Origin of the sequence: Promicromonospora kroppenstedtii DSM 19349, assembly GCF_000515355.1 — a bacterium.
GTDB lineage: Bacteria > Actinomycetota > Actinomycetes > Actinomycetales > Cellulomonadaceae > Promicromonospora > Promicromonospora kroppenstedtii.
The window spans coordinates 35,244-61,832 of the sequence record NZ_KI911577.1 but is presented as its reverse complement, the minus strand read 5'-3'; the positions used below and the strand labels follow the sequence as shown (position 1 = coordinate 61,832).

The following is a 26,589-nucleotide window of genomic DNA, read 5'->3' as shown; positions in this document are numbered from 1 at the left end:
CTCTTCTTTGCTCCACCCCTGGGCCTAGCACCACCACGAACGAAAGGGCCTAGCAGCCATGAGCGACACCACCAAGACCGCCGACCTGTTCTCCTTCGACCACAACGGCGAGACCTACACCTTCGAGAAGTCCCTCTCCGTCGTCCGCTCGCCGAAGTGGCTCCGTGCCAACCGCCGGCGCGACGAGCTCGACCTCACCTTCACGATCCTGGAGGAGGTCGCCGGCGCGGACGTCGTCGAGGTCATCGACGAGATGACCTCCGAGGAGTTCCAGGCGTTCGGCAAGAAGCTCATGCGGGAGCTGAGCGCCGCGTTTCAGTGACCGCGTGATCCGGGCGGTGTACGGGCTCGGCTTCGCCGACCTGCACGCCCTCCTGGAGACGCTCGACGACGACGAGCACCGAGAGGCGATCGAGGCCGACCTCATCGCCCTCGGGCTCCGTCTTCGTCACGCGGGCACCGACGCCCTTGCCTGGCACGAGCTCTACGCCGTGATCCGGCACCTCCCCCGCACCTCGGCCTTCTACCGGGCGACGCACCCCGACGACCACGAGTGGTCGCTCGACGCGCTCCTCCTGGCCGAGGTCGCTGACGCCCTGAGGGTCGCGAACTGGCAGCGCGGCGGAGGCCGGCGTCACGAGTACCCCAAGCCCATTCCCCGCCCCGGCGTCGAGCCGGAGAGCACCACCTACGGCAAGGGCGCTGTCTCCATCGACGAGATGGAGGCGTGGCTCGCCGGGACCATGTGAGGAGGCCCGACGTGGCCGTTGAGCTAGCCGTTGCCTACCTCCCGATCCTGCCGGAGACCAGCAAGATCGCCCCGGGCGTGAAGCAAGCGCTCGGGGCGAGCGAGAACGAAGCCGACCGGTCCGGTAAGCGGGCCGGTCGGCGGTTCGGCAAGAGGTTCGGCGAGGGCATGGATGGCCTCCGGGGGCCCGCGCTGGCCGTCGTCGCCGGGATCGGCGGCATCGTCGCGTCGTCGGTCAACCTGGAGAAGAAGTTCTCCCAGACGATGAACGTCACGGCTGCCACCCTGGGCGCGCCGCAGAAGGAAATGGCGAAGCTGAACAAGCTCGCCCTCGACCTGGGCGCATCGACGTCGTTCTCGGCTAACGAGGCCGCCGACGCCATGCAGGAGCTCGCCAAGGGCGGCCTGAGCGCCGCCACGATCCAGGCCGGCGCACTGGAGGGCACACTCCAGCTCGCCGCCGCAGGCGGTACGACGCTCGCGTCGGCTGCCGAGATCGCCTCGAACGCGCTGAACACGTTCAAGCTCTCCGGCGATCAGATGAACGTCGTATCCGCCGCCCTCGCCGGCGGCGCGAACGCCTCGACCGCGTCCGTCGAGTCCCTCGGCCACGCCCTGAGCCAGGTCGGCCCAGGCGCCGTGAACGCAGGCCTCAACCTGAACGACACGGTCGGCGCTCTCGCGGCGTTCGACAACGCCGGCATCAAGGGGAGCGACGCCGGTACCTCGCTGAAGACGATGCTCTCGCGGCTCGTGCCGCAGACGGCCAAGGCCGCCACGGCTATGAAGGACGCCAACCTCGACTTCACCGACGCCAACGGCAACTTTGTCTCGCTGACGGAGGTAGCACAGCAACTGAAGGACGGCCTCGGCGGACTCTCCGAGGCCCAGCGCACCACGGCCCTCAACACGATCTTCGGGTCGGACGCCTCGCGCGCCGCCTCCGTCCTCATGACCGAGGGCGCGAAGGGCCTCGGCGTGTACATCAAGGCGACCAGGGACCAGGGCGCCGCCGAGGACGCCGCCAGGGCCCGCATGAGCGGCACCGCCGGCGCGCTGGAGCGCCTGTCCGGCGCGTGGGAGACCCTCCGCCTGAAGGTCGGCATCGGCGTCGCGCCCGTCGTGTCCTCCCTCGCGGGCGGCCTGACCAAGCTCGCCGACGTCGTCGGGAACAACCTCGACATCGTCGGCCCGCTCGCCGTCGGCCTCGGCGTCATGGCCGGGGTGATCCTGGCCATCGCCGCCGCTACCTGGGTCTGGAACGTAGCCCTCGCCGCGAACCCCATCGGCCTCCTGATCGTCGGCATCGCTGGTCTCGTCGCCGGCCTGGCGTTCTTCTTCACGAAGACCAAGGCCGGTCAGGCGATCGTGACGACCGTCTGGGGCGGCATCAAGGCCGCCATGGGCGCTGTCGTCGGCTGGTGGACAGGTACGGCCTGGCCCGCACTGAAGACGGCGTGGGACGCGCTCGCCATCGCCGCCCGCTGGCTCTACGGGAACGTCATCCGGCCAGTCTTCAACGCCATCGCCGGCGCTATCCGCGTCGCGTGGACCGTCATCCGCGTCATCTTCGTGACGTGGGCGACAGGCTGGGCGCTCCTGTGGAAGGGCGCCTCCTGGGCCTGGTCGAAGACCGGCGCCCCGCTCTTCCGCGTGATCCGCGCCGTGGCCGTCGGCCTCTGGGCCGCCCTGAGGGCGAAGGTCTTCGAGCCGATCGGTCGCGGTTTCGCGATCATGGCCCTCGGCCTCCGCGTCATCTGGGCGACGGTCATCCGGCCGACCTGGGACGCCATCAAGCGTGGCGCCTCCGCTATGTGGAACTGGCTCGACCGGTGGGTCTTCACGCCCATCGCGCTCGGCTTCCGCATCATGGGCCTCGGCCTTCGGATCGTGTTCGAGCGGGTCATCCGGCCCGTGTGGAACGGCATCAAGACGGTGGCCTCCGCTGCCTGGGGATGGATTCGAGACAAGGCGTTCACCCCGCTTCGGCGAGGGCTCGACGTGATCGGCGCCGCATTCCGTGCGGCGAAGACCGTGATCGGCAAGGCGTGGGACGGCATCAAGGCCGCCACGGCAGCTCCGATCAACTTCGTGATCGAGACGGTCTACACCAAGGGCATAAAGGCCACCTGGGACAAGATCGCCGACGCTGTCGGGCTCGACCTGACGCTCCCGCCTGTCGACCCGATCAAGGGCTACGCGACCGGTGGCGTCCTGCCCGGCTACACGCCGGGTCGCGACGTCCACGACTTCTACTCGCCCACGGGCGGCCGGCTGTCGCTCTCGGGCGGCGAGGCCATCATGCGACCCGAGTTCACTCGGGCCGTCGGCGGTCCCGCCGGCGTTGCTGCCCTGAACGCTCGTGCCCGCAAGGGTCAGGCGTTCAAGGATGGCGGCGTCTGGGGCTGGGCCGGCGATGCGTGGCAGGGCGTGAAGAACGTCGCCTCGTCCGTCGGCAAGTTCCTCGGTGACCCCGCCGGGGCGCTCGGCGACCTTCTGTCGAAGCCGCTCGCCTCCGTCCTCGGACGGGTCGGCGGCGGCTCGCTCGGCAAGATCGCATCGCAGCTCCCGAAGAAGGCGGTCGGCGCACTGATCGACAAGGCGAAGAGCCTCGTCGGCAGCATGGCCGGAGGGTCCGACCTCGCCGGAGGCGGCAAGCCGGCCGGGCCCGCTCTGGGCTGGCAGGCGCAGTGGAACGTCGTGAAGAACGCCTTCCCGGGCGCTTCGCTGAACTCGGCATTCCGCCCCGGCGCGATCACGGCCGTAGGGACCCCGTCCTACCACGGCCAGGGCCGCGCGATCGACGTCACGCCCTCGATGGCGATCTTCAACTGGATCGCCAAGCACTTCCCGAACTCGCGCGAGCTGATCTACTCCCCGGCCAACGGGCGGCAGATCTGGAACGGGCAGAACTACATGTTCGGGGAGCCGACCCGCGGCGACCACTGGGATCACGTCCACTGGGCGATGAAGAACGGTGGCGTCTGGTCGGGCCTGTTCGACCAGGGCGGATGGCTGCCTAACGGCGGCGTCGGTCTGAACCTGACCGGCAAGCCCGAGGCCGTGCTCACGCCGGCCGAGTCCCAGGCGCTGAAGGCTGGCGTCGTCTCCTCGATCGCCGAGGCCCGGCGCTACGAGCGCGGGCAGGGGCAGCAGACCCGGACGGCCGACGGCCGCCGTGTCGAGCTCGTCATCACGAACTGGGAGAAGGGCACGGGCTACTTCCGCGAGATCGCGGAGGACGCCATCGACGACGCCAACGAGTTCGCCGGCACCACCCGCCGGATGAACTGACCACTAGGAGGACGCATTGAGCACACAGACCGTCCGCTCAGGGTTCGATGCCTGGGCCAGCTCCGGGTATCCCAACCTGGCGCACCCGCGCGAGCCTGCCCTGAAGGTGCGCGACGGCATCGCCAATGCGTTCGTCTGGCTCCGCAGCCCCGTCCCCGCGGGCGCTACGGTCACGTCGGCCACGCTCACACTGACGGCCCGGGGGTCCTCCACGGGCACCCGGACCGTCAGTGCTCGCCGGGCAACTGCCTCGTGGAAGGCGTCCCGGCTCAACTGGAACAACATGCCGGCCGGCGGGCCCTCCGCGGGGTCGGCGGTCGTCGGCTCCCTGTCCGACGGCGACACGGTCCAGATCGACGTGACGAGCTTCGTCCAGGCCTGGGCCGGCGGGCTCCAGAACTACGGCTGGCGCATCGCCACGACCGCGACGGCCACCCACCAGTTCTACGGCTTCAACTCCGCCAACGGCCCGACCCTCACGGTCACCTGGGCCGACAACCCCTCACAGCCGACAGACCTCCGCCCGTCCGAGGCGGCTACGTCTCTCGCGCTCCCGCATGTGACGTTCGCCTACGAGGACGTGTCGGGCGACACGGAGCTCGCGTCAGCGCGCGTGCAGGTCTCGACCTCCGAGAGCTTCTCGTCGCCGGTCTACGACTCCGGCGAGGTGCTCACCACGTCGTCTGACGTCGACCTCGCCGAGATCGCCGCCCAGCGACTCCCCAACCCCTCCTTCTCGACGAACACCACGGGCTGGACGGGGAACAACGCGACGCTCGCCCGGGTGACTACCCCGGTCAACACCGGGCCGGGCGCACTGTCGGTGACGGCTGTCGCGGCGGGCAACGCGTACGCCTACTCGGACCTCTTCCCGGTTGTCCCCGGCCAGACCTACACGGTCGACGCCGTCGTCCGCGCCGCGTCGACCGTGCGCTCGTCGTTCGTGCGTTTGCGGTGGTTCAACGCCGCAGGGGCCGAGGTCACGACGAGCACAGGCACCGCCAGCAACAACACCACGTCGTTCGCCGCCCGCACGGTGACCGCCGTTGCTCCGGCCAGCGCCGCGACGGTGCGTGCCGAGGTGCAGTTCTCCTCCGCAGCGCTCGGCGAGGTGCACTACGTCGACAACGTGTCGCTCGTCGGCGGCTCCGCCGCATGGGCCGGCATGTCCGACGGCCAGACGGTCAACTGGCGAGTCCAGGCGCGGGACGGCGCCGGCCTGTGGTCGACATGGTCCGAGCCCGTCCCCATGACCCGCCGAGTCAAGCCGACAGTCACGATCTCGAACCTCGGCGCTGGCGCTGCCTACGACAGCTCGCCCCCGATCATCTGGTCGGTGACGGGCGGGACGCAGGTCCGCTACCGCGTGCTCGTCTACCACGTAACGGACCTCTCGCGGCCGGTCTACGACTCGAAGGAGCGCCAGAGTTCGGAGACGTCGCTGACGATCCCGAGCGGGTACCTCTTCGATGACTGGACCTACCGCGTCAAGGTGCGGGTCTGGGACTCCCAGAACCGCGAAGCGACCCCCGGTCGATCCCACCTACGCCCAGGCCCAGGCCGATTTCCACCTCGACACCGACGTAGCAGTAGGCGGCGTGACCGGACTGAGCGTCGCTCAGGTCGGGCAGACGCCGACCGTCGATATCGAGTGGCAGCGCTCGACGACCCCGGACCGGTTCGTGATCCTTCGCGACGGCCGGATCTCCCGCACGGTCGACGCCGAGGACGTCTACGTCTCCGGCACGACCTACCGCTACCGCTCGCACGGCTCCCGGCCGAACTGGTCGCACCGCTACGAGGTGCGCGCCGTGGTCAACGGGCGCACGTCGGCGACCAACCCGGACGTCTACTACGCCGTGCCCGTGGAGGGTATCTGGCTCATCGACCGGGACCGCGACATCAACGTCACGCTCATGGGCAACGACGAGGGCACGTGGTCGATGGAGGACGACGCCAGCGTCTACACGCCGATCGGCTCGACGCAGCCCGTGCGCATCGTGAACGGCATGCGCGGCCTGGAGGGGTCTCTCTCTGGCGCGCTCATGGCGGGCTTCGGGAAGACCTTCCGAGCCATGGAGGCCGACCTCTACGCCATCAAGGAGCGGCCGTACCAGACGGTTCAGCTCATCGCCGGCGACATGTCCTTCGAGGCGCTGGTCGGCAACATCACGATCTCCCCGTCGCCCAAGACGCGCGCGGGCGAGGTCTACAAGAACGTCTCGTTCGACTTCTGGCAGGTGGGGGACCTCCCCTTCGACGCCGTCGTCTGACCGTAAGGAGCCCCGCGCCACATGATGACTCTAGGGCTCACCACAGAGGAGCGGAGGGCGTACGAAGCGGCCCTCCGCTCCTCGCACACGCGGCGCATCGACGTTGACGTCCTGACCCTGAACGGCGGCGTCCTGTCGTCCGTCTCGCACACGCTCCTTGACGGGCAGGTGAACGTCGATGCCGACGCCGAGGTCACGCGGTCCGCGACCCTGACCTTCCTCGACCCGAGCCACTCCCTGAACTTCGACACCGACAGCCCCGACGACGGCGCCATCTACGCCGACCGGATGATCCGCGTTCGCTACGGCGTGCACGTCGAGGAGCTCGACCGGTACGTCTTCGCGACGGTCTTCACGGGCCCCGTGACCGGGCTGTCCCGGGAGGGCGTCACGGTCACGGTCGAAGCACAGGGCAAGGAGGCACTAGCTCTCGGCGCCGTGTGGACCCCGATCACGCTCCGCAAGGGGATGACGGTCGTGGGCGCCATCCGCGTGCTCATGAGCAGCCGCGCCGGCGAGACCCGCTTCTCCATCCCGGACTTCCGCAACTCGTACGGCAAGCGCCTGACCCTGCCGAAGGCCCGGTCCCTGGACCGCTTCGCTCAGGTGTGGTCCGCCGCCCGGAGCCTGTCCCGCTCGATCGACAAACAGCTCTTCTACAACGGCGCCGGCATCCTCGTGATGCGGAACCACTCCCGGGCCGTGAAGTACGTCTTCAAGCCGGGCACGGGCGGCAGCATCGTTAGCGAAGTCGCGATCAACTACCAGATGGCGGACGTCAAGAACACGATCTCCGTCAAGGGGCAGCCGCCGAACGGGAAGATGGGCGCCGTATCGGCGACCGTCGTCGCCCCGCGGAGCCACCCCCTGTCCCCGTTCCGCATGGGCCGGGAAGGCGCGCCGCGCTACCTGGTCGAGCGGGTGGAGAACGCCTCGATCCGCTCCCACGCCGCGGCGAAGGAGTACGCCGAACGCCTCCTGGAATCGCGCATCCGCGAGGCCGTGGAGGTCTCCTTCGACGCGCTCCCGGTCCCGCATCTCGACCCTGACGACATGGTCAGCGTCCAGACGCCGGACTTCACGCTGAAGTTCCGCCTCCGGAAGTTCGCGATCCCGCTCGCGCCGAACGGTGCGCCGCCCATGCCGGTCGGCTACCTGAAGCGCCTCACGCCCAGCAAGAAGACCATTCGACGAAGGGGCAAGCGATGACGTACGACCTCACCGGGCGCGTTGCCGCCGTGAACACCGTGCCCCTTGGCGGCACGCTCGCCGAGGAGGCGCCCGCGGGAGCGACCGTGCTCCTCGTCGAGGACACGGCCGACTTCGACCCGGACGGCGGCGCCCTCCTCCTGGGCGGCGCCGAGGTAGTCACGTACACCAGCGCTGACGACGAGTCGGGAGAGGTCATCCTCGCCGCCCCCACGGCCGCACTGTGGGAGATCGACACCCGCGTTGACGTCTGGGACGCCGCGACGTCGGCCCCCGTCGTCGAGACGCTCGCGCAGATCCTCGTCGAAGGCATCGAGCAGGCCGGCGACTCGCTCGTCGCGACCGTCGACCACGCCCTGATCCCCTACCTCCCCGAGGGCATCCGCGACCCCGACCCCGAGTCAGGCGTCATCGGCGAGGCCGTCGCGCTCGCGTACCGCGGCGACGAGCTCGTTGTCCTGAACATCATCGGGCAGGCCCCGGTCATGGATGGCTCCGTGATCGACCCCTCGACGCTCCCGCCGTCGGGCGGCCCCGAGCCGGAGGAGCCCGTCACCCCGGGCGCCCCCACGATCACCCCCGGATTCGGCGCGCTCATGCTCCGCTGGGCCGGCGTCGTGCACCCGAACCCTGTCGTCTACGAGGTGCACATCTCCGCGACGTCGCCCGTAGTCCCCAGCGCCGCGACCCTCGCCGGCGAACTGGCCGGTACCACCATGACCGTGCGCAGCTTCGGCACCCCCGAGACCACGCTCGCCTACGGGACGACCTACCACGTAGCCCTCATCGCGAAGGACTCGGTCGACGAGACCTTCGCCTCGGCCCTCGGGCCGGAGGCCTCGGGCATGCCCGCGCAGGTCCCGAGTGCCGCCATCGACGAGGCCGTCACCGACGCCATTGCCGAGGCCCAGAGCGACGCGGACGCCGCGCAGCTCACGGCCGACGGTAAGAACACGATCACCTACGGCAGCGCGGCGCCGACGTCCACCACGCCCGGCCGCCCCGGCGACATCTTCTGGGTGCGCTCCGGCTCGACGATCACCGCGCAGTACCTGTGCACGGTCGGCACGGGCGCGCCCACGGGCAACACCTGGGCCGCTCAGACGCTCACCAACGCGACCATCTCGACGCTCGACGCCGCGAAGGTCACTACGGGCACACTCTCCGCTGCCCGCATCGCCGCGAAGTCGATGACGCTGGACAAGCTCCTCATCGCCAGCACAGAGAACCTCCTCATCAACCCCGACTTCGGCATCGGCACGGGCGCGCCGGCCGGGTGGAGCGGCGGCAACTCGACGGTCGTCAGCGTGACCGACGGCCCCGACGCCGTCACGACAAACGTCCTGCGGGTGACGCCGCTGTTGGCCGACCAGGGCACGACGAATGACGCGTACAAGCTGACCGCGAGCGGTACGACTGTTGAGCACGGGCAGAGCTACCGGTTTACGATGCGGGCTCGTCTCGTGTCCGGCACCGCCGGGCTTCTCCGTATCCGCGCGGGACTCTACCGCGCAGGCTCGGCCAACTTCTGGCCGACCGTGACCGAGGACCTCGACGCCGCAGACGCCGTTGCCGGCGAGTGGGTGACCCTAACGGGCACCCTCACCGTGCCGACAACGTACGACAAGCTGTCTGTCTCGATCCACACGTCGGGCGCCGTGGGTTCCGTGTTCGAGGTCGCCGACGTCAGCATGCGACCCATGGCTGACGCCTCGCTCGTGGTCGACGGCTCGATCACCGCGCGTGCGCTCGCCGTCGACTCTGTGACGGCCGACCAGATCAGCGCCGGCTCTATCACCGGTGAGGCGTTCGCCGGGGAGCTCCTCCTCGGTTCCCGCATCACTACCGCGGAGGCCGGCCAGCGCGTGGAGATGGATACCAACGGTCTCCGGCTCTACAACAGCGCCGATGAGACCCGCGTCAACCTGCCCACCGACCCCTCCGAGGACGCCTACTTCCGCGGCGAGGTGCAGGCCGACGGCCTGACAGTGACCGGCGGCGCTTCGTTCTACTCGACGCTGAACGAGTTCGCGAAGGACTCAGTCATCTCGCTCGCCGAGCAGATCGCCGCCCCCGTGGCGGCCCCGCAGGTGGGCTCCTTCTGGGAGAACGTCACGCAGGACACCACGCCTCGCACGGGCAGCCTCGGTACCTTCGGGCTCGACGCCTCGCTCATTAGCGGCGCCAGCTACGTGCCGGCCTGGAACGCCTTCGCGTTCATACAGCGGGTCCCGACCGGTGGCGCGCGTGTGTGGTACATGAACCTGAGCGGCACGTTCAACGACCTGTGGGATCTCCCGTCTGACTGGCATGTGACGTCTGGCGCCGTGGGCACTGACGGCGAGTGGCGGTTCATGCTCCGCTGGGAGGGTAACGATGAGTGGTACATCTACGACTACACGCAGACCAACCGGTTCCGGCAGTACATCCGCCAGAACACGTCCCGCGAGCCGCAGCTCGCCATGGACGGCAACAACGTCTGGGTAGTCGAGTCGTTCAGCGGCGGGCCCCGGTTCTACCGCATGGACACGAGCACGCCCGTAGGCGGGACGACGATCGCCGAGACCGTTGTGTCCAGCGGCACGCCCGTCGGTGGTCAGCTCACCAACAGCCCCTGGACGTTCATGCGGACGGCCGCAGACTTCGGCTCGGCGCGCTTCATCGTCTCGTACAACGGCACGTCGACCTTCCGCGTCTACAACGCGTCCGGCGTACACCAGCCCGCCGAGACGTGGAGCCCGCCATCGTCGAAGGCCACCGGCTGGTGGGACCCGACCACGTCCCGCTTCCGTACGCTCGGGCTGGACAACCGCGCCTACCGCCACTCGGCGATGACGTGGACCGACTCGGCCCTCGACACGTGGCACCTGGCTCAGACGTTCTACGACGGCCAGACCTCCGGCGGCACGCACGAGACCGTGATCGGCGGTATCCGCACCTTCCAGCCGCTGAAGCGGTCGTGGGTGCGCATCACACCGGCACAGGTCCCCTACACGGGGCTCGCTGACGACCCGAACATCTCCCGCATCTACGGGAAGACCGGAGCAGCACCGCCTGCCTCCGGGTCTGGGATGTGGCTCCAGGAGTCCGTCAACTACACCAGCGCGATCCGGGACCGGGGAACTCTCCTGGTCACCTCGGGCACTGCCCCGCCGTCGGTGTCCAACTTCCCGGGCGCCACGCCCGCGCGTATGCGCTCGGCGCGGACCATGCCGTCGGACTCAACGAAGTCGATCTTCGAGGTCCGCGGCGACGGGTCGGGGCGCTGGGGGCCGCTGGAGTTCGACGCCACGGGCAAGTTTACGTCAGCGTACGACACCGGGTGGGTGGCAATGATGGTCCTGTCGGGGTTCTCCGCAGAGGCGGGAAACCCGCCCCTGGTGCGCCGCATCGGGGACGCCGTCTACTTCAAGGGGACGGCCGCCGGGACCTCCGGGACATCGGGCAACACGTTCCCCGTGCAGATCCCGACATCGGTCGCCGCCCGTCCGGAGGCGGGGACCTACCGCGACGGCTTCCTCTACGTAGGCACAGCCGTCGCCGCCCGTCTCCGCGTACTTGACGACGGGCGGATTCAGATGAACGGGCACAGCACCTCGGCGAGCGTCAACGTCTCGTTGTCGTCCATCAACTACCTCCTCTGACTCCACTGACCTCAACCCCAAGGGAGAGCCCGCATGGCATGGTCTGCCCCGACCCCCGACCCGGACACTGAACACACGAGCGACCTGTACACCTACGTCGTGGAGCTCACGCTACAGACGGCGGAGGGCCCGGTGTACGCCACGGCCAAGATCCCCAACACGGGCGATTACGGCTACTTCCCCGCGCCTGTCCTGGAGCCTGCGCTCGAAGCGCTCCTCGCGCTGCTGGCCGACTCCCCGCTCGTGTCGGCACAGGTCCGGCGGGGCCTCGGAGTGAGCCAGATCCTGGCCCCCGCTCCGCCCGCCTGATCCACCCTCACCGCAAGGCCCGCTCTCCTCCCGGGGAGCGGGCCTTTCTCATACCCAAAAACAGAAGGGCCTAGCGAACATGGCACTCAACGGCATGCTCCCCGACAGCTCCCTCCGCGAGACCGTCATCGGCGGCCGGCTGACCAAGTCCGCCGCGCGCGACGCCGACAGCCTCGCCCTGGCGTTCGCCAGCAAGTTCTACCGGTCGCTCCGCGCCACCGACACCTACCGGACCCTCGCGTCGCAGCAGCGGCTCTACCAGCCGCCGCCCGTCGGCAAGGGCCCCGGCCTGGCCGCCGTCCCCGGCACGTCCAACCACGGCTGGGGCCTCGCCGTGGACTTCGCCTCGAACATCAACCGCTTCGGCTCCACGGAGCACGAGTGGATGCGGGCGAACGCCGGCCGGTACGGCTGGCAGCACCCCTACTGGGCCCGCCAGGGTGGCGGCCGCGAGGAGGCGTGGCACTGGGAGCGCTCGGGCCGTGCCCGCGTGCGCCACACGATCAACCGCCCCCGCGGCCGGTCGCTCGGCCTGGGCTCGTCCGGCCCCGAGGTGCGGCAGCTCCAGCGCGACCTGAACAAGATCTACGCGAAGCGCGGGATCGAGATCGCGGACGACGGTGACTTCGGCATGGGCACCTACGCCCTCGTCCGCCGCTTCCAGCGTGCCCGCGGCTACTTCCTGCGTAACGGCGTCGTGGGCAAGTGGACGAAGTCCGCCATCGCCCGCGCCGTCAAGGCCGCATGACCCCGGCCTCGCCTGACGACGAGAACGTCGACACCCGGGTCGCTCTGGCCCGGATGGAGACGAAGCTCGACCTCGTCCTCGGGCAGCACGGCACGAAACTCGACGACCACGAGGCCCGCCTCCGCATCGTCGAGGACCGCAAGACCGTCTCGCCGATGGGCCTCCTGTCCGCCGTTGGCGGCGGCGTCGGTGTCCTCGGCGGGCTCGTGCTCCTGCTCCAGAGCATCAACCTCACCCCCTGATCGGAGATCCATGTTCAAGAACCGCATCGTGAACGCCCTCCTCGCTGGCCTGGCCGGCGCCCTGGCCGTGACCGGGCCGCTGGTCGGCGATGGCCTGTCCGCTGAGGACATCGTCGCCGTCTCGCTGGCCTTCCTCGCCGCCGGCGGGTTCGCCGCCACGCCGCCCAAGTCGGGCCTCCCGTCCGGCGACTGACGCCTCTAGCCCCCGTCCTCCTCGCGAGGGCGGGGGCTTTTCGCATTTTGGGGTGAGCCGCTCCGGTGGCCCAGGCCGATTACCTCCTCGTCAGGCAGTACAGACCGCACGAAGGAGGCCGCCATGCGCCCTGGAACCTACTTGGACAAGGACGACAAGCCCGTCGTCGTCCGCACCACGCCGACCGGCTACAGCATCACGCACGCCGACGGCACCGTGACGATGATCGGGGGCCGCTGACCATGGGCTTCTTCGACCGCCCCGACAAGGCCATCGACCAGCTCCACAAGAAGGCCGAGGAGCTCGCTACGCAGGCGAAGCACGCCAAGGACCCCAAGCGGGCGAACCACCTCCGGAACGAGGCGACACGCCTCACCCGCAAGGCCGCCTTCGTGCGCGGGAACCGGGAGGACTGACCATGGAAGAGACCGAGATCGTCGGCCGCCTGCACTACCCCGGCGACGTCCGCAACGCCGACCCGATGCTCTACGACTCGCCCCGTCACGGGCTCGTGCGCCCGGTCATGGCCGAGTACGACGAGACCACCGACAAGACGCTCGTCGAGTTCGCGGCGGTGGGTGAGTGAGGCAGGTAGGCGCCGCCTGGGAGGGCTACAAGGACGACGCCGAGCGCGACGCCGTCTTCTCGGCCGTCCTCGTCTACGCCGACGGCAAGGAGCGACGCTTCGGCCCCTGGGACCGGAAGCGCACCGCGAAGGCCGTCATCACGTCGCACCTGAACGGTGCGCGGGATCGGGCGACGTGGGGCGGCGCGTACCGCAACGAGCCCGTCTCCGGCCGCGTCGAGCGCGCCGACAATTGGGAGGTGGTCGAGTGACCGACATCCCGCACCCCCTGATCGGCCTGGTCGGCGTGAAGAGGTCCGGCAAAGACACCTTCGCGGCCGGCCTGGTCGAGCGGGGCTACACCCGCGTCGCGTTCGCCGACCCGCTCCGCGAGATGGTCGAGGAGATCGACCCGTGGCTCATCACGCCGCCCTGGCAGCCCGAGCCGACCATCCGGCTCTTGCAGGCTCTCCAGATCTACGGCGGCTGGGAGGGCCTGAAGGACACGCCCTACGGCCCCGAGGCCCGGCGCCTCCTCCAGCAGAGCGGGCAGGCCGTGCGCCGTCGCGGCCCGGGCTTCTGGTTGAATGCCGGCCTCGCGGAGGCGACGGGTGCGCTCATGGAAGGCGCTCCCGGCGTCGTCATCACGGACGTCCGCTACAAGAACGAGGCCGACGCGATCCAACGTGACGGCGGCATCCTCGTCCGCATCGTCCGCCCGGACTTAGTCTCAACGGACACCCACCCGTCTGAGACTGAGCTCGCCGACTACCCCACCGATTTCACCATCCGAAACTCCGGCACGGCCGACGAGCTTGTCGCGCTTGCCCGAGACCTCCGCTTCTGATACTCCGGCCCCGGCCCTCCTCGTGAGGGCCGGGGCTTTCTGTCGTTTCGGGGTGATTTGGGGCACGCCCGCTGGGCAAGGCCCCTTGCGTGGGCTACCGTGTAGGTATGGAACCGAGTCTCGCGCCCCTACAGCGCCAAGCGGTAGAGCACATGCGCCGCTACCTCGCGGCCCCCGTCGAGGAGCGAACGCCGCACGTGCGCGCGTTCGCCGAGGTCCTGTTCGAGGCCCGGCAACACTTCTTGCGCGGGGACGGCGAGCCCGACTACGCCGGACGCACGCACCCCTACCGGCGCTGGGTCGGCGAGGTCTACGCGGAGGCGGGCGTCCCGGCCGAGCGCCGGAACTCGATCCGCTCGTCGGTGAGTTGGCACCTGAGCGAGATCATGCGCGAGTCCGTCGACAAGGAGACCTTGGCGGACCACGGGCTGAAGCCTCAGACGCAGTCCGAGGCGAACCAGGAGCACCGCAAGCAAGACCGCGCCGTCGTGCGCGCCCTCACGTCCCGCGACGTCGCCGGCGGCTCGCTGATGGCGATCACCGCGGCAGCGACCGTGCTAGCGAAGGTCGACGGGGCCGAGCTGACACGCCTCGACCCGCACGCCGCGGAGGTCGCGAAGGCCACGCTCGAAGACCTGGAGAGCACCGCGCGCCGCCTGTCCAAGCGCGTGGCCGTCCGGCCCGTCGCCGAGGAGGGCGGCGCCCCGCTCTTCAGCGCCACGGACTAGCGCCGGAGGAGCACCTCCACGCCCCCGAGGGGTGTAGAAGGTGTAGAAGTTGTAGGTCTCTCTTATTACCCTTCAAGGTTTTGTTTTCTTGAGAGGTAACTAGGGAGACCTACAACTTCTACACCTTCTACACCATCGAACTGTTTTGCCTGCAAGGTGAGCCGCACCCGGCCCCCAGGCCGATTCCTCTCTCGTCCCCACCGAACGAGAGAGGGAGTCACCTAGTGACGAACCCGAAGATCAACACGATCAAGCGCGGCGGCAGCCGCCTCTACGTGCACCCCGAGAGCGCTCGGAAGGTGCCCGGCGTGACGAGCGTCCTCAACATGCTGCCCAAGGGCTTCCTGAAGTTCTGGGCCTCGAAGAGCGTCGCCGAGTACGCCGTGAACAACATCGGCGCCGTCGTCACGCTCGCCATGAACGACAAGAGCGCCGCCGTCGACCTGCTGAAGCGGGCGCCGGACCGCGACACCGCCCAGGCGGCCGAGGCCGGCACGGAGGTGCACGACCTGTTCGAGCGCCTCGCGCGCGGCGAGGAGGTCGGACGCGTCCGCGAGGAGCTGAAGCCCTACGTCGGCATCTTCAAGGGCTTCGAGAAGCAGTTCGAGCCGGAGTTCCTCTTCCTGGAGGAGACCGTCTGGTCCGAGACCCACGGCTACGCCGGCAGTTTCGACTTCATCGCGAAGGTCACCGACCCCGACACGGGCGAGCGGATGACCACCATCGGTGACTGGAAAACAACGCGCTCCGGCGTGCACGCCGAGGTCGCGCTCCAGGAGACGGCGTACAAGAACGCCGACTACATCATCCTCCCGGACGGCACGAAGGCCGACATCCCGCACCTCGACGCGGGCATCGTCGTGCACGCCCGCCCCGAGGGCGGTCAGGTGGTCCCTGCGCGGATCGACGACAGCCTCTTCGAGATCTTCCTCGCACTCCGGCAGATCTGGGAGTGGGACCGGGAGACGTCGAAGAGTGTCCTCGGCAACGGCGTCGCGATCGAGTCGATCGTCGAGGAGACCGGCCGCCGGGGTGGTCGCCGATGAGCGACCTCACCTTCCGATCTGGTGAGGCAGTCCAGGTAGAGCGGGACTTCCTCCCGTGGCCCGGGGAGGACGTCCGCGTCGCGTTCTTCGTGCCGGACGCTGACGACCTCGACCTCTTCCTCTCGCCCGACGAGGCCGACAACTTCGCCGCACTGCTCACCGAAAAGGCCGCCGAGGTGCGGCAGATCAACAAGGAGGCCAACCGTGCCTGAGATCTCCCGCGAAGACGCCATCTGGCTTGCCGGCCTCCTCGAAGGGGAGGGGACTTTCGACCTCCACCGCAAGAAGTACCCGCGCGTCCGCGTCGGCATGTCCGACCGCGACGTCGTCGGTCGCGCCGCCACCCTCATGGGCGCCCAGGTCCGGCTGTCGCTGAAGCCGTACCCCAACGCGGCCATGTTCCACGCGGAGGTATCCGGGACGAAGGCCGTAGCGGTCATGGAGGCAGTGCTCCAGCACATGGGCGCCCGTCGCTCCGCCAAGATCGCCACGGTCCTCGGCTGGGCGCGGCTCGCCACGGACGCTTCCGGCGCCCCGGGCCCGAAGATCTCGCGGCCCCCGGCCACGCCCATGCCGGCCTGACCCACCACGCAAGGGCCCTCCCGCAACTCGTGTGAGCCGCACCCGGCCCCCAGGCCGATTCCTACTCCGACACCGCGCAAGCCAACAGGCGCCGCGCCCACCTTCCACAGAAGGACGAGAACCCACATGGCACTGAAGATCTTCGGCGACGAGACCGGCGAGAACGCCCCCAAGAAGAAGTCGAGCTTCTCGGACGACGTCGTCGGCCGCTTCCGCTCCGGCTACGTCGAGAACGACCGCCCAGTCGCGCTGAGCGACTGGCGCGTCACGACCGGGGACCCCGAGGTCGCCGACAAGCTCGTCGCCCTGCTGGGCGCCCCGAAGGGCGTCGAGGAGTGGGAGACCAAGGGCGAGGACGGCCTGGAGGTCTTCACCGAGGCGACCGAGGTCGAGATCATCCTCGACGGCTCCAAGGCCCTCCGTCAGGACATGGTTCTCTACGGCCGGAAGGGGATCATCCGCGTCTCCGACGGCGAGACGATCACCTACCCGGACGAGGACAAGGGCCAGCCCGACCCGCAGGCCGGTCAGTCCTTCAAGGAGCGCAAGGCTGAGGCGAAGAAGGGCGTCGGCGCCGAGCCGCGCATTCAGCTCTGGTTCCGCCTGGCGGACGAGCCCGACCTCGGGATCTTCAAGTTCCAGTCGGGCTCCTGGTCGCTGGTCTCGGACCTCTCCTACCACGAGGTCGAGGAGGAGCTCGCCGACCTGAGCGAGGACGGCTCCAAGGTGCGCGCCACGCTCGCCCTGGAGGAGGTCTCCTTCGTCGCGAAGAACGGCGAACGCGCCGGCGAGACGGTCCGCTACACCAAGCCGACGCTGACCCTCCACGGCAAGGCCTGATCCACCCCGCCGCCTAGCGGCACCGCCCCTCGAAGGCCCCCGTCAGTCCACCCGGACCGCCGGGGGCCTTCGTCGTATCCACGCAAGGAGCCTTGCATGACTCACGACCTGCCGGCGATGCGCCGGTTCAAGAACCGCCTCCTCGACGCCGAGTCGAACCCGCTCGCGATGTGGCTCTCGACCGAGCTCGCGCCGGCCTTCGGCAAGGGCGAGGAGTGGGATCCGTTCGTGACCCTCGTCAGCGCCGTCGAGGCCGAGGGCAGCGCGCTCATCGACGCCGTGAAGTGCCCGGACGGCCTCCCGCACGGGGTCGCCTTCCCGTCTGACGCCTCGGGCTCCATCCGCGACGTCTTCAGCGAGCCCTGCCCGTCGTGCGGGGCGGCTACGTGACCAACCCCAACGCCCGCAAGGGCTCCCTGTTCGAGCGCCAGGTCCGCGATTACCTCGTCGAGGCCGGCATCTTCGCCTACCGCCCGCGCCAGGAGGGGCACAAGGACGTCGGCGATATCCACTCTCCGCCGTTTGTCCTCCAGGCCAAGAACTACCGCGACATCCTCACCGGCATCCGCGAGGGCGTCGAGGGCGTGCGCGTCCAGAAGGGCCACGCCCGCATGCCCTTCGGCGTCGCCGTGGTCAAGCGCCCGCGGAAGCCGATCGAGGACGCCTACGTCGTGATGCGCCTGGGCGACTTCCCGCAACTCGTGCGAGCCGTGACGACCCCTCAGGCCGATTCCGTCCTCGACACCGACTGACCCGACCTGAAGGAGGTAGCCGCGTGACGGCCACCGACGCACGACCTAAGATCCTCGACCTCTACAGCGCCGGCGGTGGCGCCGCGATGGGCTACCACCGAGCCGGGTTCGACGTCTACGGCGTCGAGCTCGACCAGGACCGCGCGGACCACTACCCGTTCCCGGTCCGCTCGACCAGCGCGCTCGACATCCTCCGCCGCCTCGATCGCGGCGAGCACGTCTGGTTCGAGGACCGCAACGCGCCTGGCCGCCCCGTCGAGTTCCTCCGGCGCTCCGACTTTGCGGCGATCCACGCCTCGCCGCCGTGCCAGGCGAACACCGCCCTCACCAAGGGCAACCGGGCCCGCGGCTGGAAGGACGATCACGTCGACCTGATCCCAGAGACGCGCGAGCTCCTCGACGCCGTCGGCCTGCCGTACGTGATCGAGAACGTCCAGGGCGCAACCATGCGCCGGGATCTGACCCTGTGCGGCGAGACGTTCGGGCTCGGCGTGATCCGGCACCGCTACTTCGAGCTTGGCCGCTGGTCGACCGAAGCGCCCGAGCACGCCCCGCACCGCGGCCGTGTCGCGGGCTACCGGCACGGCCAGTGGTACGAGGGCCCTTACTTCGCCGTCTACGGCAACGGTGGCGGCAAGGGCAGCGTCGAGCAGTGGCAGACCGCTATGGGCATCGACTGGCTCGACGACCGCGTACTCCTCGCCGAAGCAATCCCCCCTGCCTACACCGAGTTCGTCGGTGCCCGACTCCTGAAGGCGGTGACCGCGTGACCAAGACCCTCGCCGACCTCATCTCCAAGTTCGACGACGTCGAGCACACCGACGACGGCGTCCTCGTCCACTGCCCGGCGCACTCCGACTCCCGCCAGTCGCTCCGGCTGACCGTGGCCGACAAGGGCAAGGTCCTCGTGCGCTGCCGCGCCGGCTGCCCGACACCGAAGGTGGTCGAGGCCCTCGGGCTGACGATGCGCGACCTCGCGACGATGAAGCCCGGCGACGTCGACTTCACGCCGGCGACGAGCACCGACGCCCCGGCGAGCGTCGAGGACGTGGCGCGGCTGGCGGTCGACCTCGACCACTGGTCGGCCATGCTCCGACGTGGCCCGGAGGAGGGCAGCGCGGCTGCACTGGAGGCGCTGGGGTATGCGACCCGTCGCTTCGGCATCGGCGAGGACGACGCCTACCGCCTCGGCCTGGGCTACGCCGACGACCTCCCGGGCGGGGCCCGCCTCGTCGTCCCGTTCAACGACAAGGACGGCGTCCCGCGCGGCTACCAGGCTCGGGCACTTGCCAAGGACGCCCAGGTCCGGTGGCTCGGCCCGAAGTCCCCCGAGGGGGCGAGCTGGGCCAAGGTCGCTTGGTTCGAGGGCGCCTCGGATTGGGACGAGGTACTCGTCTGCGAAGGTCCCGGGGATGCGCTGACCGGCGTCGCCCTGGGCTACGACACGGTCGGCATCCGGGGCGCCGGCCTCGCGACGAACCCCGTCGCCGTCGAGGCCGTGGCCGAGATGATCGGCGACCGGCTCGCCGTCATCGCGGGCGATGGCGACGCCGCCGGCCGGACCTTCGCGGCCAACCTCGCGCAAGGGCTGATCGCTCACGGCGTGCGCGTGAAGATCCTGCCCGTCCCGGACGACCTCGACCTGACTGACTGGCGCGAGCGGGACGGTGCGCGGTTCGCGACGAACGTCGTCCGTGCCATCTCGGAGACCACGGAGGAGACCTCCTCGGCGGCCGTCCTCCGGGGCCGGGACGAGAACCGCTACCCGCTGACGGACCTCGGCAACGCCCGCTTCGTCGCGGCGTACGTCGAGGCCCAGGGCTCCGGCGTGAAGTACAGCCCTGAGGCTGGTTTCTTCCTCCTCAAGGCTGGTGTCTGGAGGTCCGACCGGCTCGACCGCACGCGCGCCTTCGTCCAGGAGGCGGCCGACCGGATCGCCCAGATCGCGAACGACCTCGCCGCCGCGGCAACGCCGACGGAGTCGGGCGCCCTGCCGAAGCACGTCCGTGCCTGGCTCCGCTGGGCCGCGCACTCGCAGAGCTCCCGCGGGATCGACGCGGCGCTGAAGGAGCTCGCTGCCCTGCCGGGCGTGTCCGTCGACATCAACGACTTCGACACGCACCCGGACCTCCTCGCCGTGGCGAACGGAGTGGTGAACCTCCGCACGGGCGAGCTCCTCCCGCACGACCCCGCGCTCCTCCTGACCCGGCGCGTCGAGATCGACTACGACCCCGACGCACGGGCCCCGCGCTGGGAGGCGTTCCTCGACGAGGTCTTCCCGGCCTACCCCGCCATGCCGGCCTTCATGCGCCGGCTCGTCGGCTACGGCATCACCGGCCGCACCGACGAGCAGGCCTTCACGGTGTTCTGGGGCAAGGGGGCCAACGGGAAGAGCGTCTTCACGGACACGCTGACGGAGGTCTTCCGCGAGCACACCGTGACGACGCCGTTCAGCACGTTCGAGGAGAAGCCCTCGGGCGGCATCCCGAACGACCTCGCCGCGCTGAAGGGTGCGCGCCTGGTCATGGCGTCCGAGGGCGACCAGGGCCGGCGCATGGCAGAGGCCGTGCTGAAGCGCGTCACCGGAAAGGACCTGATCGCCGCGCGCTTCATGCGGAAGGAGTTCTTCGAGTTCCGCCCGACGTTCCTCCTCATGCTGGCGACCAACTTTAAGCCCGAGTTTCGCGGGCAGGACGAGGGCCTCTGGCGCCGCGTGAAGCTCATCCCCTGGGAGCGGTTCTTCGCCCCCGAGGAGCGCGACCACCGCCTCGGCGAGAAGCTCCTCGCGGAGCGCGCCGGCATCCTGGCGTGGGCCGTGCGCGGCTCGATCGAGTGGTTCCGGTCCGGCCTCCAGGAGCCCGACGTCGTGCGCAACGCGACGTCCGAGTACCGCGAGACGTCCGACGCTCTCGCGGGCTTCCTGCCCGGCGTGTACGTCGCCGACTCCGGCGCCGGCCGCGTCGAGGGGAAGCTCCTCTTCGAGGCCTACCTCGCGTGGGCCACGGAGGAGAACCTCCCCGCCCGCGAGGTCTGGACCCGGCAAACGTTCTTCCGGGCCCTGGAAGAGCGCGGCCACCCGAAGCGCCGAGGGAAGCAGGGCATGGCGTTCGAGGGCATCCGCCGCATGCGCCAGACCGACAAGGGAATTGACCCCGAAGAAGAGCGAGCCGATACGGCGCCGCGGGCCGATTCCCTCCCTGTAACCCCCGATGCACCGTCCAAGGGCCCGAGCCTCGACGACGTGCTCTGACCGAAGGGAGCGGCCATGCCCGCGCTCGTCCTGCCCTACAGCCGGGCCCAGCACGTCTACGCCGACGCCCTGACCGAGACCCTCCGCGAGGAGGGCTCCGAGGGTCTCGGTCTCGACCGGGCGGAATCCATCTGCCCGGCGTGCTGGCTCGCGTTCACCGACGACGGAACCCTGCGGTTCGGCGCCTGCCCGGACTGCTGGGCCGGCCTCCGTTCCTGACCCTCCCCCGGCCCCCGCATCTCCTCGACGAGGTGCGGGGGTCTCGTGCACCCGCTAACGAAAGGGCCCGCCCGATGAGAACGACAACCCGCCGCCTCGCTGGCGACGAGGTGACCATCAACTACGTGGAGAGCGCCCGCGACCTCCACGCCTTCGACGACTTCCTCGCCCGCGGCGACAAGGTGCTCGGCCTCGACACCGAGACCACCGGCCTCAACATCTACTCGCGCGGCTTCGCCTGCCGCCTCGTGCAGTTCGGCAACCGGGACACGGCCTACGTGCTCCGGGCCGACATGTTCGAGAAGGCGATCGTGCGAGCCCTCCGGCAGCCGCGGCACTTCACCCTCCATAACGCGCCTTTCGACCTCCAGGTCATCGACCACGACTTCGGCGTGACGATCGAGGAGCTCGGCCCCCGCGCGTTCGACACGCGCATCATGGCCCACCTCCTCGACCCGCGGCAGCGGCACGAGGGGGGGACGGGCCTGAGGCTGAAGGAGCTCGCCGAGATCTACGTCGACCCGACGGTGCCCGACACGGAGAAGGAGCTACACGCGATCTTCCGCAAGGAGTACAAGGCGACGAGGGAGACCGGCTGGGCGCTGATCGACATCGACCACCCGGTCTATGTCGAGTACGCCGGCCTCGACCCGCTCGCGGCCCGGCGCCTGTTCGACGAGCTCGCGCCGATGGTCCGGGACCTCGGGCTGAACCACCTCTCGCAGTTCGAGCACCACCTCGCGACGCTCCTCGCCTTGCTTCAGCGCAAGGGAATGCTCCTCGATCTCCCGTACGTGGAGAAGCTGACCGGGGACCTTGCGGCTGAGGCGGCGGAGCACGAGGCACGCGCCGCGCGGTACGGCGTGGCGAACGTGAACTCACCTGTGCAGGTCGCCTCCGCGCTGGTCGCCATGGGCGAGGAGCTCACCGAGGAGACCGACGGCGGTGCGCTGAAGGTCTCCAAGGAGATCCTCCTCCCGCTCGCGGATCTGGACCTCCAGTGGGAGCGCATGGAGTCTCGCGAGCCGAACCCGCTCGCCGACGCTGTCGCCCACGCGAAGCGCGCCGGCAAGTGGGGCAAGTCCTACGCGCAAGCCTTCCTCGACCTCCGCGACCCGGACGACCGCATCCACCCCGTGATCGGTGGCCTCCAGGCCCGCACCGCGCGCATGTCCGTCTCGACCCCGCCGCTTCAGCAGCTCCCCTCCGGTGACTGGAAGATCCGCCGGTCGGTCATCGCCGAGCCGGGGAATCTGATCATCGCCGCCGACTACGCGGCCGTCGAGATGCGCGTCCTCGCGGCGCTGGCGGAGGAGCCGACCATGATTGAGGCGATCCGGGCCGGCGAAGACCTCCACTCCTTTACGGCGAAGATGGTCTACGGCCCGGACTTCACGAAGCGGCACCGCAAGATCGCGAAGGCGGTCGGCTTCGGCAAGGTGTACGGCGGCGGGGCCACGACGATCCAGCGCCAGACCGGCGCGCCCATGGAGCAGGTTCGCGAGGCCCTCGCGGGCTACGACGCCACCTTCCCCGGGATCAAGCGCTACGCCAAGAAGCTCGGCAACCGCGCGGAGTACGGCAAGAAGGAAGTCGTCACCCTCTCGGGCCGGCACCTGCCCCTTGACCGGGACCGCATCTACGCGGCGACGAACTACGTCGTGCAGTCCACGGCCCGCGACCTCCTCGCCCAGGCGATCGTCGACATCTTCGACGCCGGTATGGGCGACCTGCTCCGGCTCCCGGTCCACGACGAGCTGATCGCCGAGGCCCCCGCGGCCGACGCCGAGGAGGCGATACACGAGATTGGCCGCCTCATGGAGACCCCCGACTTCTACGGCGTGCCGATCGTCGCCGAGCCGGAGGTTTATGGGCCCAGTTGGGGACATGGCTATGGCGCCCCCGCGTGAATCACCCGCCAGTGAGACCCACTTCACCCACTGTTCCGCGTCACGATCCTGAGGAGTGTCCGTTAAATGGCTGAAACATCCCCCAGCAACCCCAGCGAGGCCCCGGGCAACTCCGTCGTTGCACATCTCGCGCGTGTCATTCGAGAAGAGACCGATGCACTACTCGCACTACTCCCGGACGCTTACGCCCGCCAGTGGGAAGCGTCTCCCGTCCCGAGACCCCGCGACGACACTACCGAGCGATCGTCCGGCGGCCGTCCCTCCGACCCCACGGCAGACACAGTGCTAGACGCCAGGCGTCTGGCCTTGCGGGGGGCAACATCCCGAGCGGATCGCGTGCTCGAACACGCAGCGAAGGCGCTGACCGAGCGCCGCCGGGAGCTAGACCGAGCACTCACCCGCTACGACGGCGAGGGCTCTCGATGAAGGCGTGGCTCGCGGGACCCCGCGACTCCGACTTCGACACGCCGGCGAGCCTGCTCCGTCGCGCCGGCTACAGCGTCTGGACGCCGGTCTCGGCGCCGGATGACCTCGCGGGGTCTCTCCGCTGGACCGTCGAGCGCGTGCTCGAAGCCGACGTCGTCGTCGAGCTCCCGGGCTGGGAGATCGGCTCGGCAACGGACGTCGAGCTCACGCTCGCCACGGCGATGGGCGTGTCCGTCGTCAACCTCGCCGAGGCCCTCTCCGTGGAGCCGGAGCGGCTCCCGGCGTAGTACCGCACTAGACGACAGCCCCCTACCGCACTGCATCTGCCAGCGGTAGGGGGCTTTGTCGTGCATCTGCCCGGGTGAAGAAATCTAAAGACCTGCGAAAGCGCCTTGCATTCGCCTCTCGCGCCGTGTTACACATGAGTCACGCAAGTCACCTTGCGTGACTCGCACTCATCGCCCCGAGGTCGCTCGATCTCCGGGACACCGTCACCCCACGAAGGGCCTATTTGCCATGTCTGAAATCAGCGTGTTCCGCTACACCGACGCCGACCTCTCGCTCGACGAGGTCACCGAGGCCCAGCTCATCCGCGTTGCCCAGGGTCACGCCGCTGGCGTCGACCACACGGACCCCGAGGCCGCCAAGATGGCGCTCCTCGACGCCTACGGCCCCGCTATCCGCGCCGCGGTCTCGCGCTTCAAGGGCGGCGTCTTCGACGGCCAGCTCTCCCCGACCGCCGCCGACTACGGCACCTCCTCCCGCTCGATCGAGGACCTCCAGGCCGCGGCCCTGGTCGGCTTCCTGGAGGCCATCGCCGAGCACGACCCGGAGCAGAACCCGCGCCTCGCCGGGCACCTCGTGCACCGCCTGAACCGGGCCCTGTCCGAGGAGGTCGAGGCGGCTCCCGCCTTCGCCATCCCGACCCGCACGCTCTCGCGCTTCTACGGCATCGTGCGGGCCGCCGACGGCGACCTCGACGCGGCGGAGAACCTGGCCGCCGAGTTCGGCATGAGCCGCGAGACCTTCCGCGACGTCCGCGCCGCGGTCGGCGCCGACTCGCTCGACGCGGAGACCGACGACGCCGACGGCAGCGCGAAGGAGAAGGGCTACGGCGTCACCGCTGCCCCGATCTTCGCCCCCTCCCCCGTGGTCGACGTCGAGGACAAGATCCTCGTCGACATGGCCTTCGCCGCCATGACCGACGAGGAGGCCCGCATCTGCGAGCTCGCCTACGGCTTCACCGAGTACGAGCCGGTCCCCGACCCGGAGATCGGCCACCGCATGGGCCTCTCGAAGGCGACCGTGCAGCGCAAGCGTCAGAAGGCGCTTGGCCAGTCACGCAAGGCCCTTGGCGTGGCTCTCGCGGAGGAGAACTGACATGGACACCATCACCTTCCTGCACCCGGCGACCCGCGTCCGCATGACGGGCGACGTCGTCGACACCCAGGTCCAGACCGGCGAGCTCCTCGTCGAGCGCACCGACGACGGCTCGCGCGTGTGGGTCAAGCCGGGTGATGTGCGGTGAGCGAGCACCTCCACGTGAGCATCCCGCCCGCCCGCTTCCGCGCCTCGGGCGAGCCGCCCGACGTCGCCGAGGTCGAGCGCGTGCGCGAGCCAGCTAAGCCGACGGCCTACACGATCGCCCCTACCGACGAGACGTGCTCCCTGCATCCGCACGACCACCTGTGGTGGGTCGAGATCTCGACGGGCGAGGCTGCCCTCTGGTGCGACCGTTGCGGCACGTCGAACCTGCCGGCTCGCCCCCACCGCGAACCCACACCCCGCCCGCGCTACACCTGGCGCGCGTTCCTCACCGACCTGAGAGGCCTCCTCCGACCGTGATCGTTGTCCACACCAAGCCTCGTTGCGTCCAGTGCGACGCCGTGAAGCGCTACCTCGACCGCCACGGCCTGGAGTTCGTCGAGGTCCCGCTCACCCCCGCCTCGACCGCCGCCTTCCAGGCCGCCGGCATCCTCGCCGCCCCCGTCGTCGAGCTGCCCGGCGAGGAGCCCTTCGGCGGGTTCCGCGCGCCGTTGCTCGACGCCTGGCGGGTGAAGAACGGAGGGAAGTAGCCACGTGAGTTGCGCAAGGTGCCTTGCGTGACTTACGGTAGAGGCACTCCCCCAGGGAGCCGGATCGGCCGGCTTCCACGTCCGGCCCTCGGGCCAGGAAGGAGGGCCCTCATGGCCTCCACGACTGTCACCCCGAGCACCTTCGCTGTGCTGACCGACTCGGTCGAGGGCCGCTGGCCGTTCCGGGTCGAGATCCGGGGCACCGAGTACGTGCTCGACACGTACGGCTGGGCGTTCGGCGGCGACGCGCGCGGCGAGTACATGACCCTCCCCGTCTTCCCCGTCGGCGGAGGCGACCGCCGGAAGGTGACCGTCCGCGACAACACACCCGCGCGCGTGCTGTCGTACGTCGGCAACTGGGACCCGAACCGCGAGGTCTTCGTCTGACCCACCCCCGCCAGGCCCCCGCCCCTACCTGGGACGGGGGCCTTCGTCGTTTCGTGACTCCGTCCCCCGCAAGACCTTCCCGGCAACGGAGTTACGAGGTATCGTCCCAGCATGACCGACCACGCCTATACGCGGATCTCATTCGACTCCCGAGTCTCCGGCTCGATCGCCAAGCAACGCGCGCGGCTCGCCCGCCACTCCCCCGACGCCGTCGTCTACGAGGAGCGCTCCGTCTCCGGCGCGAAGGTGCCCTTCGCCGACCGGGACGAGGGAGCCCGGCTCCTCGCCGCCCTCCAGCCCCG

General features: G+C 69.7%; 34 protein-coding genes and 1 pseudogene. 34 read left to right on the top strand and 1 reads right to left on the bottom strand.

Annotated features, from left to right (window positions below):
• Window positions 1–58: 58 nt before the first annotated feature.
• From PROKR_RS01910 to PROKR_RS38060, 4 genes and pseudogenes are all read left to right on the top strand, one after another.
• Window positions 59–322 carry a hypothetical protein gene (locus tag PROKR_RS01910; protein ID WP_036959130.1) on the top strand — a complete coding sequence of 88 codons (264 nt, stop codon included), beginning with the start codon at window positions 59–61 and terminating at the stop codon, window positions 320–322.
• Window positions 323–326: 4 nt separating this feature from the next.
• Window positions 327–749: a hypothetical protein gene (locus PROKR_RS30395; protein WP_051432593.1), complete on the top strand. Its 423-nt coding sequence runs from the start codon at window positions 327–329 to the stop codon at window positions 747–749.
• An 11-nt stretch (window positions 750–760) separates the two neighbouring features.
• A complete protein-coding gene (locus PROKR_RS30390) occupies window positions 761–4,042 on the top strand; it encodes a phage tail tape measure protein (protein ID WP_051432592.1) in 3,282 nt (1,093 codons plus the stop codon).
• Window positions 4,043–4,058: 16 nt separating this feature from the next.
• Window positions 4,059–4,517, top strand: a pseudogene (locus tag PROKR_RS38060) (DNRLRE domain-containing protein); the annotation flags it as partial.
• Between the two features lie 416 nt (window positions 4,518–4,933).
• Here the strand turns inward: PROKR_RS38060 and PROKR_RS37175 are convergent.
• Entirely contained in the window at window positions 4,934–5,077 is a 144-nt protein-coding gene (locus tag PROKR_RS37175) for a hypothetical protein (RefSeq protein WP_245605663.1), read from the bottom strand.
• 563 nt (window positions 5,078–5,640) lie between these two features.
• Here PROKR_RS37175 and PROKR_RS37170 point away from each other — a divergent pair.
• The 30 genes from PROKR_RS37170 to PROKR_RS33480 form a co-directional block, all read left to right on the top strand.
• A complete protein-coding gene (locus PROKR_RS37170) occupies window positions 5,641–6,315 on the top strand; it encodes a hypothetical protein (RefSeq protein WP_036959189.1) in 675 nt (224 codons plus the stop codon).
• Window positions 6,316–6,336: 21 nt separating this feature from the next.
• Window positions 6,337–7,524 carry a hypothetical protein gene (locus PROKR_RS01885; protein WP_036959187.1) on the top strand — a complete coding sequence of 396 codons (1,188 nt, stop codon included), beginning with the start codon at window positions 6,337–6,339 and terminating at the stop codon, window positions 7,522–7,524.
• Window positions 7,521–11,168: a carbohydrate binding domain-containing protein gene (locus tag PROKR_RS01880; protein WP_036959185.1), complete on the top strand. Its 3,648-nt coding sequence runs from the start codon at window positions 7,521–7,523 to the stop codon at window positions 11,166–11,168. Before PROKR_RS01885 ends, PROKR_RS01880 begins: the two co-directional genes overlap by 4 nt.
• 33 nt (window positions 11,169–11,201) lie before the next feature.
• Window positions 11,202–11,477, top strand: a complete 276-nt coding sequence (locus PROKR_RS01875) for a hypothetical protein (protein ID WP_036959183.1) — start codon at window positions 11,202–11,204, stop codon at window positions 11,475–11,477.
• A gap of 79 nt (window positions 11,478–11,556) precedes the next feature.
• Complete coding sequence (locus PROKR_RS31270; RefSeq protein WP_084800204.1) at window positions 11,557–12,225, top strand: D-alanyl-D-alanine carboxypeptidase family protein; 669 nt, start codon at window positions 11,557–11,559, stop codon at window positions 12,223–12,225.
• The gene (locus PROKR_RS01865; protein WP_036959182.1) at window positions 12,222–12,467 is read left to right on the top strand and encodes a hypothetical protein; all 246 of its coding nucleotides are present in this window, start codon (window positions 12,222–12,224) and stop codon (window positions 12,465–12,467) included. Before PROKR_RS31270 ends, PROKR_RS01865 begins: the two co-directional genes overlap by 4 nt.
• Window positions 12,468–12,477: 10 nt before the next feature.
• Entirely contained in the window at window positions 12,478–12,660 is a 183-nt protein-coding gene (locus PROKR_RS01860; protein ID WP_036959181.1) for a hypothetical protein, read from the top strand.
• A 242-nt stretch (window positions 12,661–12,902) separates the two neighbouring features.
• Complete coding sequence (locus PROKR_RS32190; RefSeq protein WP_157601823.1) at window positions 12,903–13,076, top strand: DUF6381 family protein; 174 nt, start codon at window positions 12,903–12,905, stop codon at window positions 13,074–13,076.
• A gap of 2 nt (window positions 13,077–13,078) precedes the next feature.
• Window positions 13,079–13,246 (top strand): hypothetical protein, encoded by a 168-nt coding sequence (locus PROKR_RS32185; protein WP_157601822.1) that lies wholly within the window; start codon window positions 13,079–13,081, stop codon window positions 13,244–13,246.
• Window positions 13,243–13,497, top strand: coding sequence for a hypothetical protein (locus tag PROKR_RS01855; protein WP_036959179.1), 255 nt, complete (start codon window positions 13,243–13,245; stop codon window positions 13,495–13,497). The genes PROKR_RS32185 and PROKR_RS01855 overlap by 4 nt, the downstream gene beginning before the upstream one ends.
• Window positions 13,494–14,072: a deoxynucleotide monophosphate kinase family protein gene (locus PROKR_RS01850; RefSeq protein ID WP_051432591.1), complete on the top strand. Its 579-nt coding sequence runs from the start codon at window positions 13,494–13,496 to the stop codon at window positions 14,070–14,072. The genes PROKR_RS01855 and PROKR_RS01850 overlap by 4 nt, the downstream gene beginning before the upstream one ends.
• Before the next feature lie 107 nt (window positions 14,073–14,179).
• Window positions 14,180–14,800, top strand: a complete 621-nt coding sequence (locus PROKR_RS01845; RefSeq protein ID WP_169736289.1) for a hypothetical protein — start codon at window positions 14,180–14,182, stop codon at window positions 14,798–14,800.
• Window positions 14,801–15,024: 224 nt separating this feature from the next.
• Window positions 15,025–15,846 carry a hypothetical protein gene (locus PROKR_RS01840; protein ID WP_036959177.1) on the top strand — a complete coding sequence of 274 codons (822 nt, stop codon included), beginning with the start codon at window positions 15,025–15,027 and terminating at the stop codon, window positions 15,844–15,846.
• Entirely contained in the window at window positions 15,843–16,058 is a 216-nt protein-coding gene (locus PROKR_RS01835) for a hypothetical protein (RefSeq protein ID WP_036959106.1), read from the top strand. The genes PROKR_RS01840 and PROKR_RS01835 overlap by 4 nt, the downstream gene beginning before the upstream one ends.
• The gene (locus PROKR_RS01830; RefSeq protein WP_036959174.1) at window positions 16,051–16,428 is read left to right on the top strand and encodes a hypothetical protein; all 378 of its coding nucleotides are present in this window, start codon (window positions 16,051–16,053) and stop codon (window positions 16,426–16,428) included. The genes PROKR_RS01835 and PROKR_RS01830 overlap by 8 nt, the downstream gene beginning before the upstream one ends.
• A gap of 126 nt (window positions 16,429–16,554) precedes the next feature.
• A complete protein-coding gene (locus tag PROKR_RS01825) occupies window positions 16,555–17,268 on the top strand; it encodes a recombination directionality factor (RefSeq protein WP_036959172.1) in 714 nt (237 codons plus the stop codon).
• A 96-nt stretch (window positions 17,269–17,364) separates the two neighbouring features.
• The gene (locus PROKR_RS01820; RefSeq protein WP_036959103.1) at window positions 17,365–17,658 is read left to right on the top strand and encodes a hypothetical protein; all 294 of its coding nucleotides are present in this window, start codon (window positions 17,365–17,367) and stop codon (window positions 17,656–17,658) included.
• Window positions 17,655–18,020: a hypothetical protein gene (locus PROKR_RS01815; RefSeq protein ID WP_157601821.1), complete on the top strand. Its 366-nt coding sequence runs from the start codon at window positions 17,655–17,657 to the stop codon at window positions 18,018–18,020. The genes PROKR_RS01820 and PROKR_RS01815 overlap by 4 nt, the downstream gene beginning before the upstream one ends.
• Before the next feature lie 23 nt (window positions 18,021–18,043).
• On the top strand, window positions 18,044–18,790 hold the full coding sequence (locus PROKR_RS01810; protein WP_157601820.1) for a DNA cytosine methyltransferase: 747 nt from the start codon (window positions 18,044–18,046) through the stop codon (window positions 18,788–18,790).
• A complete protein-coding gene (locus PROKR_RS01805) occupies window positions 18,787–21,270 on the top strand; it encodes a phage/plasmid primase, P4 family (RefSeq protein WP_036959166.1) in 2,484 nt (827 codons plus the stop codon). Before PROKR_RS01810 ends, PROKR_RS01805 begins: the two co-directional genes overlap by 4 nt.
• A 15-nt stretch (window positions 21,271–21,285) precedes the next feature.
• Entirely contained in the window at window positions 21,286–21,489 is a 204-nt protein-coding gene (locus PROKR_RS01800; protein ID WP_036959165.1) for a hypothetical protein, read from the top strand.
• Window positions 21,490–21,563: 74 nt separating this feature from the next.
• Window positions 21,564–23,399, top strand: a complete 1,836-nt coding sequence (locus PROKR_RS01795) for a DNA polymerase (RefSeq protein WP_036959163.1) — start codon at window positions 21,564–21,566, stop codon at window positions 23,397–23,399.
• Between the two features lie 66 nt (window positions 23,400–23,465).
• Window positions 23,466–23,825 carry a DUF7169 domain-containing protein gene (locus PROKR_RS38055; RefSeq protein WP_425414845.1) on the top strand — a complete coding sequence of 120 codons (360 nt, stop codon included), beginning with the start codon at window positions 23,466–23,468 and terminating at the stop codon, window positions 23,823–23,825.
• Window positions 23,822–24,112 carry a DUF4406 domain-containing protein gene (locus tag PROKR_RS01790; RefSeq protein ID WP_036959162.1) on the top strand — a complete coding sequence of 97 codons (291 nt, stop codon included), beginning with the start codon at window positions 23,822–23,824 and terminating at the stop codon, window positions 24,110–24,112. The genes PROKR_RS38055 and PROKR_RS01790 overlap by 4 nt, the downstream gene beginning before the upstream one ends.
• 229 nt (window positions 24,113–24,341) lie before the next feature.
• Complete coding sequence (locus tag PROKR_RS01785; protein ID WP_157601819.1) at window positions 24,342–25,205, top strand: sigma-70 family RNA polymerase sigma factor; 864 nt, start codon at window positions 24,342–24,344, stop codon at window positions 25,203–25,205.
• Window position 25,206: 1 nt separating this feature from the next.
• The gene (locus PROKR_RS32180; protein WP_157601818.1) at window positions 25,207–25,353 is read left to right on the top strand and encodes a hypothetical protein; all 147 of its coding nucleotides are present in this window, start codon (window positions 25,207–25,209) and stop codon (window positions 25,351–25,353) included.
• A complete protein-coding gene (locus PROKR_RS33490; protein WP_036959160.1) occupies window positions 25,350–25,670 on the top strand; it encodes a hypothetical protein in 321 nt (106 codons plus the stop codon). Before PROKR_RS32180 ends, PROKR_RS33490 begins: the two co-directional genes overlap by 4 nt.
• Entirely contained in the window at window positions 25,553–25,900 is a 348-nt protein-coding gene (locus PROKR_RS33485) for a glutaredoxin domain-containing protein (protein ID WP_342665847.1), read from the top strand. Before PROKR_RS33490 ends, PROKR_RS33485 begins: the two co-directional genes overlap by 118 nt.
• 111 nt (window positions 25,901–26,011) lie before the next feature.
• Window positions 26,012–26,287 (top strand): hypothetical protein, encoded by a 276-nt coding sequence (locus tag PROKR_RS01770; RefSeq protein WP_036959151.1) that lies wholly within the window; start codon window positions 26,012–26,014, stop codon window positions 26,285–26,287.
• Between the two features lie 111 nt (window positions 26,288–26,398).
• Window positions 26,399–26,589 (top strand): recombinase family protein (locus PROKR_RS33480; RefSeq protein ID WP_036959158.1); only part of this gene is annotated, 191 nt, incomplete at its 3' end.

Excerpts from the sequence above, each read along its gene's own strand:
- PROKR_RS01865 (WP_036959182.1), top strand. The coding sequence starts at position 12,222 with ATGACCCCGGCCTCGCCTGACGACGAGAACGTCGACACCCGGGTCGCT.
- PROKR_RS01825 (WP_036959172.1), top strand. The coding sequence starts at position 16,555 with ATGGCACTGAAGATCTTCGGCGACGAGACCGGCGAGAACGCCCCCAAG.
- PROKR_RS38055 (WP_425414845.1), top strand. The coding sequence starts at position 23,466 with ATGGCTGAAACATCCCCCAGCAACCCCAGCGAGGCCCCGGGCAACTCC.
- PROKR_RS01800 (WP_036959165.1), top strand. The coding sequence starts at position 21,286 with ATGCCCGCGCTCGTCCTGCCCTACAGCCGGGCCCAGCACGTCTACGCC.
- PROKR_RS01820 (WP_036959103.1), top strand. The coding sequence starts at position 17,365 with ATGACTCACGACCTGCCGGCGATGCGCCGGTTCAAGAACCGCCTCCTC.
- PROKR_RS01880 (WP_036959185.1), top strand. The coding sequence starts at position 7,521 with ATGACGTACGACCTCACCGGGCGCGTTGCCGCCGTGAACACCGTGCCC.
- PROKR_RS01860 (WP_036959181.1), top strand. The coding sequence starts at position 12,478 with ATGTTCAAGAACCGCATCGTGAACGCCCTCCTCGCTGGCCTGGCCGGC.
- PROKR_RS32180 (WP_157601818.1), top strand. The coding sequence starts at position 25,207 with ATGGACACCATCACCTTCCTGCACCCGGCGACCCGCGTCCGCATGACG.
- PROKR_RS01910 (WP_036959130.1), top strand. The coding sequence starts at position 59 with ATGAGCGACACCACCAAGACCGCCGACCTGTTCTCCTTCGACCACAAC.
- PROKR_RS32185 (WP_157601822.1), top strand. The coding sequence starts at position 13,079 with ATGGAAGAGACCGAGATCGTCGGCCGCCTGCACTACCCCGGCGACGTC.
- PROKR_RS32190 (WP_157601823.1), top strand. The coding sequence starts at position 12,903 with ATGGGCTTCTTCGACCGCCCCGACAAGGCCATCGACCAGCTCCACAAG.
- PROKR_RS01770 (WP_036959151.1), top strand. The coding sequence starts at position 26,012 with ATGGCCTCCACGACTGTCACCCCGAGCACCTTCGCTGTGCTGACCGAC.
- PROKR_RS01795 (WP_036959163.1), top strand. The coding sequence starts at position 21,564 with ATGAGAACGACAACCCGCCGCCTCGCTGGCGACGAGGTGACCATCAAC.
- PROKR_RS01790 (WP_036959162.1), top strand. The coding sequence starts at position 23,822 with ATGAAGGCGTGGCTCGCGGGACCCCGCGACTCCGACTTCGACACGCCG.
- PROKR_RS01785 (WP_157601819.1), top strand. The coding sequence starts at position 24,342 with ATGTCTGAAATCAGCGTGTTCCGCTACACCGACGCCGACCTCTCGCTC.
- PROKR_RS01875 (WP_036959183.1), top strand. The coding sequence starts at position 11,202 with ATGGCATGGTCTGCCCCGACCCCCGACCCGGACACTGAACACACGAGC.
- PROKR_RS31270 (WP_084800204.1), top strand. The coding sequence starts at position 11,557 with ATGGCACTCAACGGCATGCTCCCCGACAGCTCCCTCCGCGAGACCGTC.
- PROKR_RS01835 (WP_036959106.1), top strand. The coding sequence starts at position 15,843 with ATGAGCGACCTCACCTTCCGATCTGGTGAGGCAGTCCAGGTAGAGCGG.
- PROKR_RS01845 (WP_169736289.1), top strand. The coding sequence starts at position 14,180 with ATGGAACCGAGTCTCGCGCCCCTACAGCGCCAAGCGGTAGAGCACATG.
- PROKR_RS01885 (WP_036959187.1), top strand. The coding sequence starts at position 6,337 with ATGATGACTCTAGGGCTCACCACAGAGGAGCGGAGGGCGTACGAAGCG.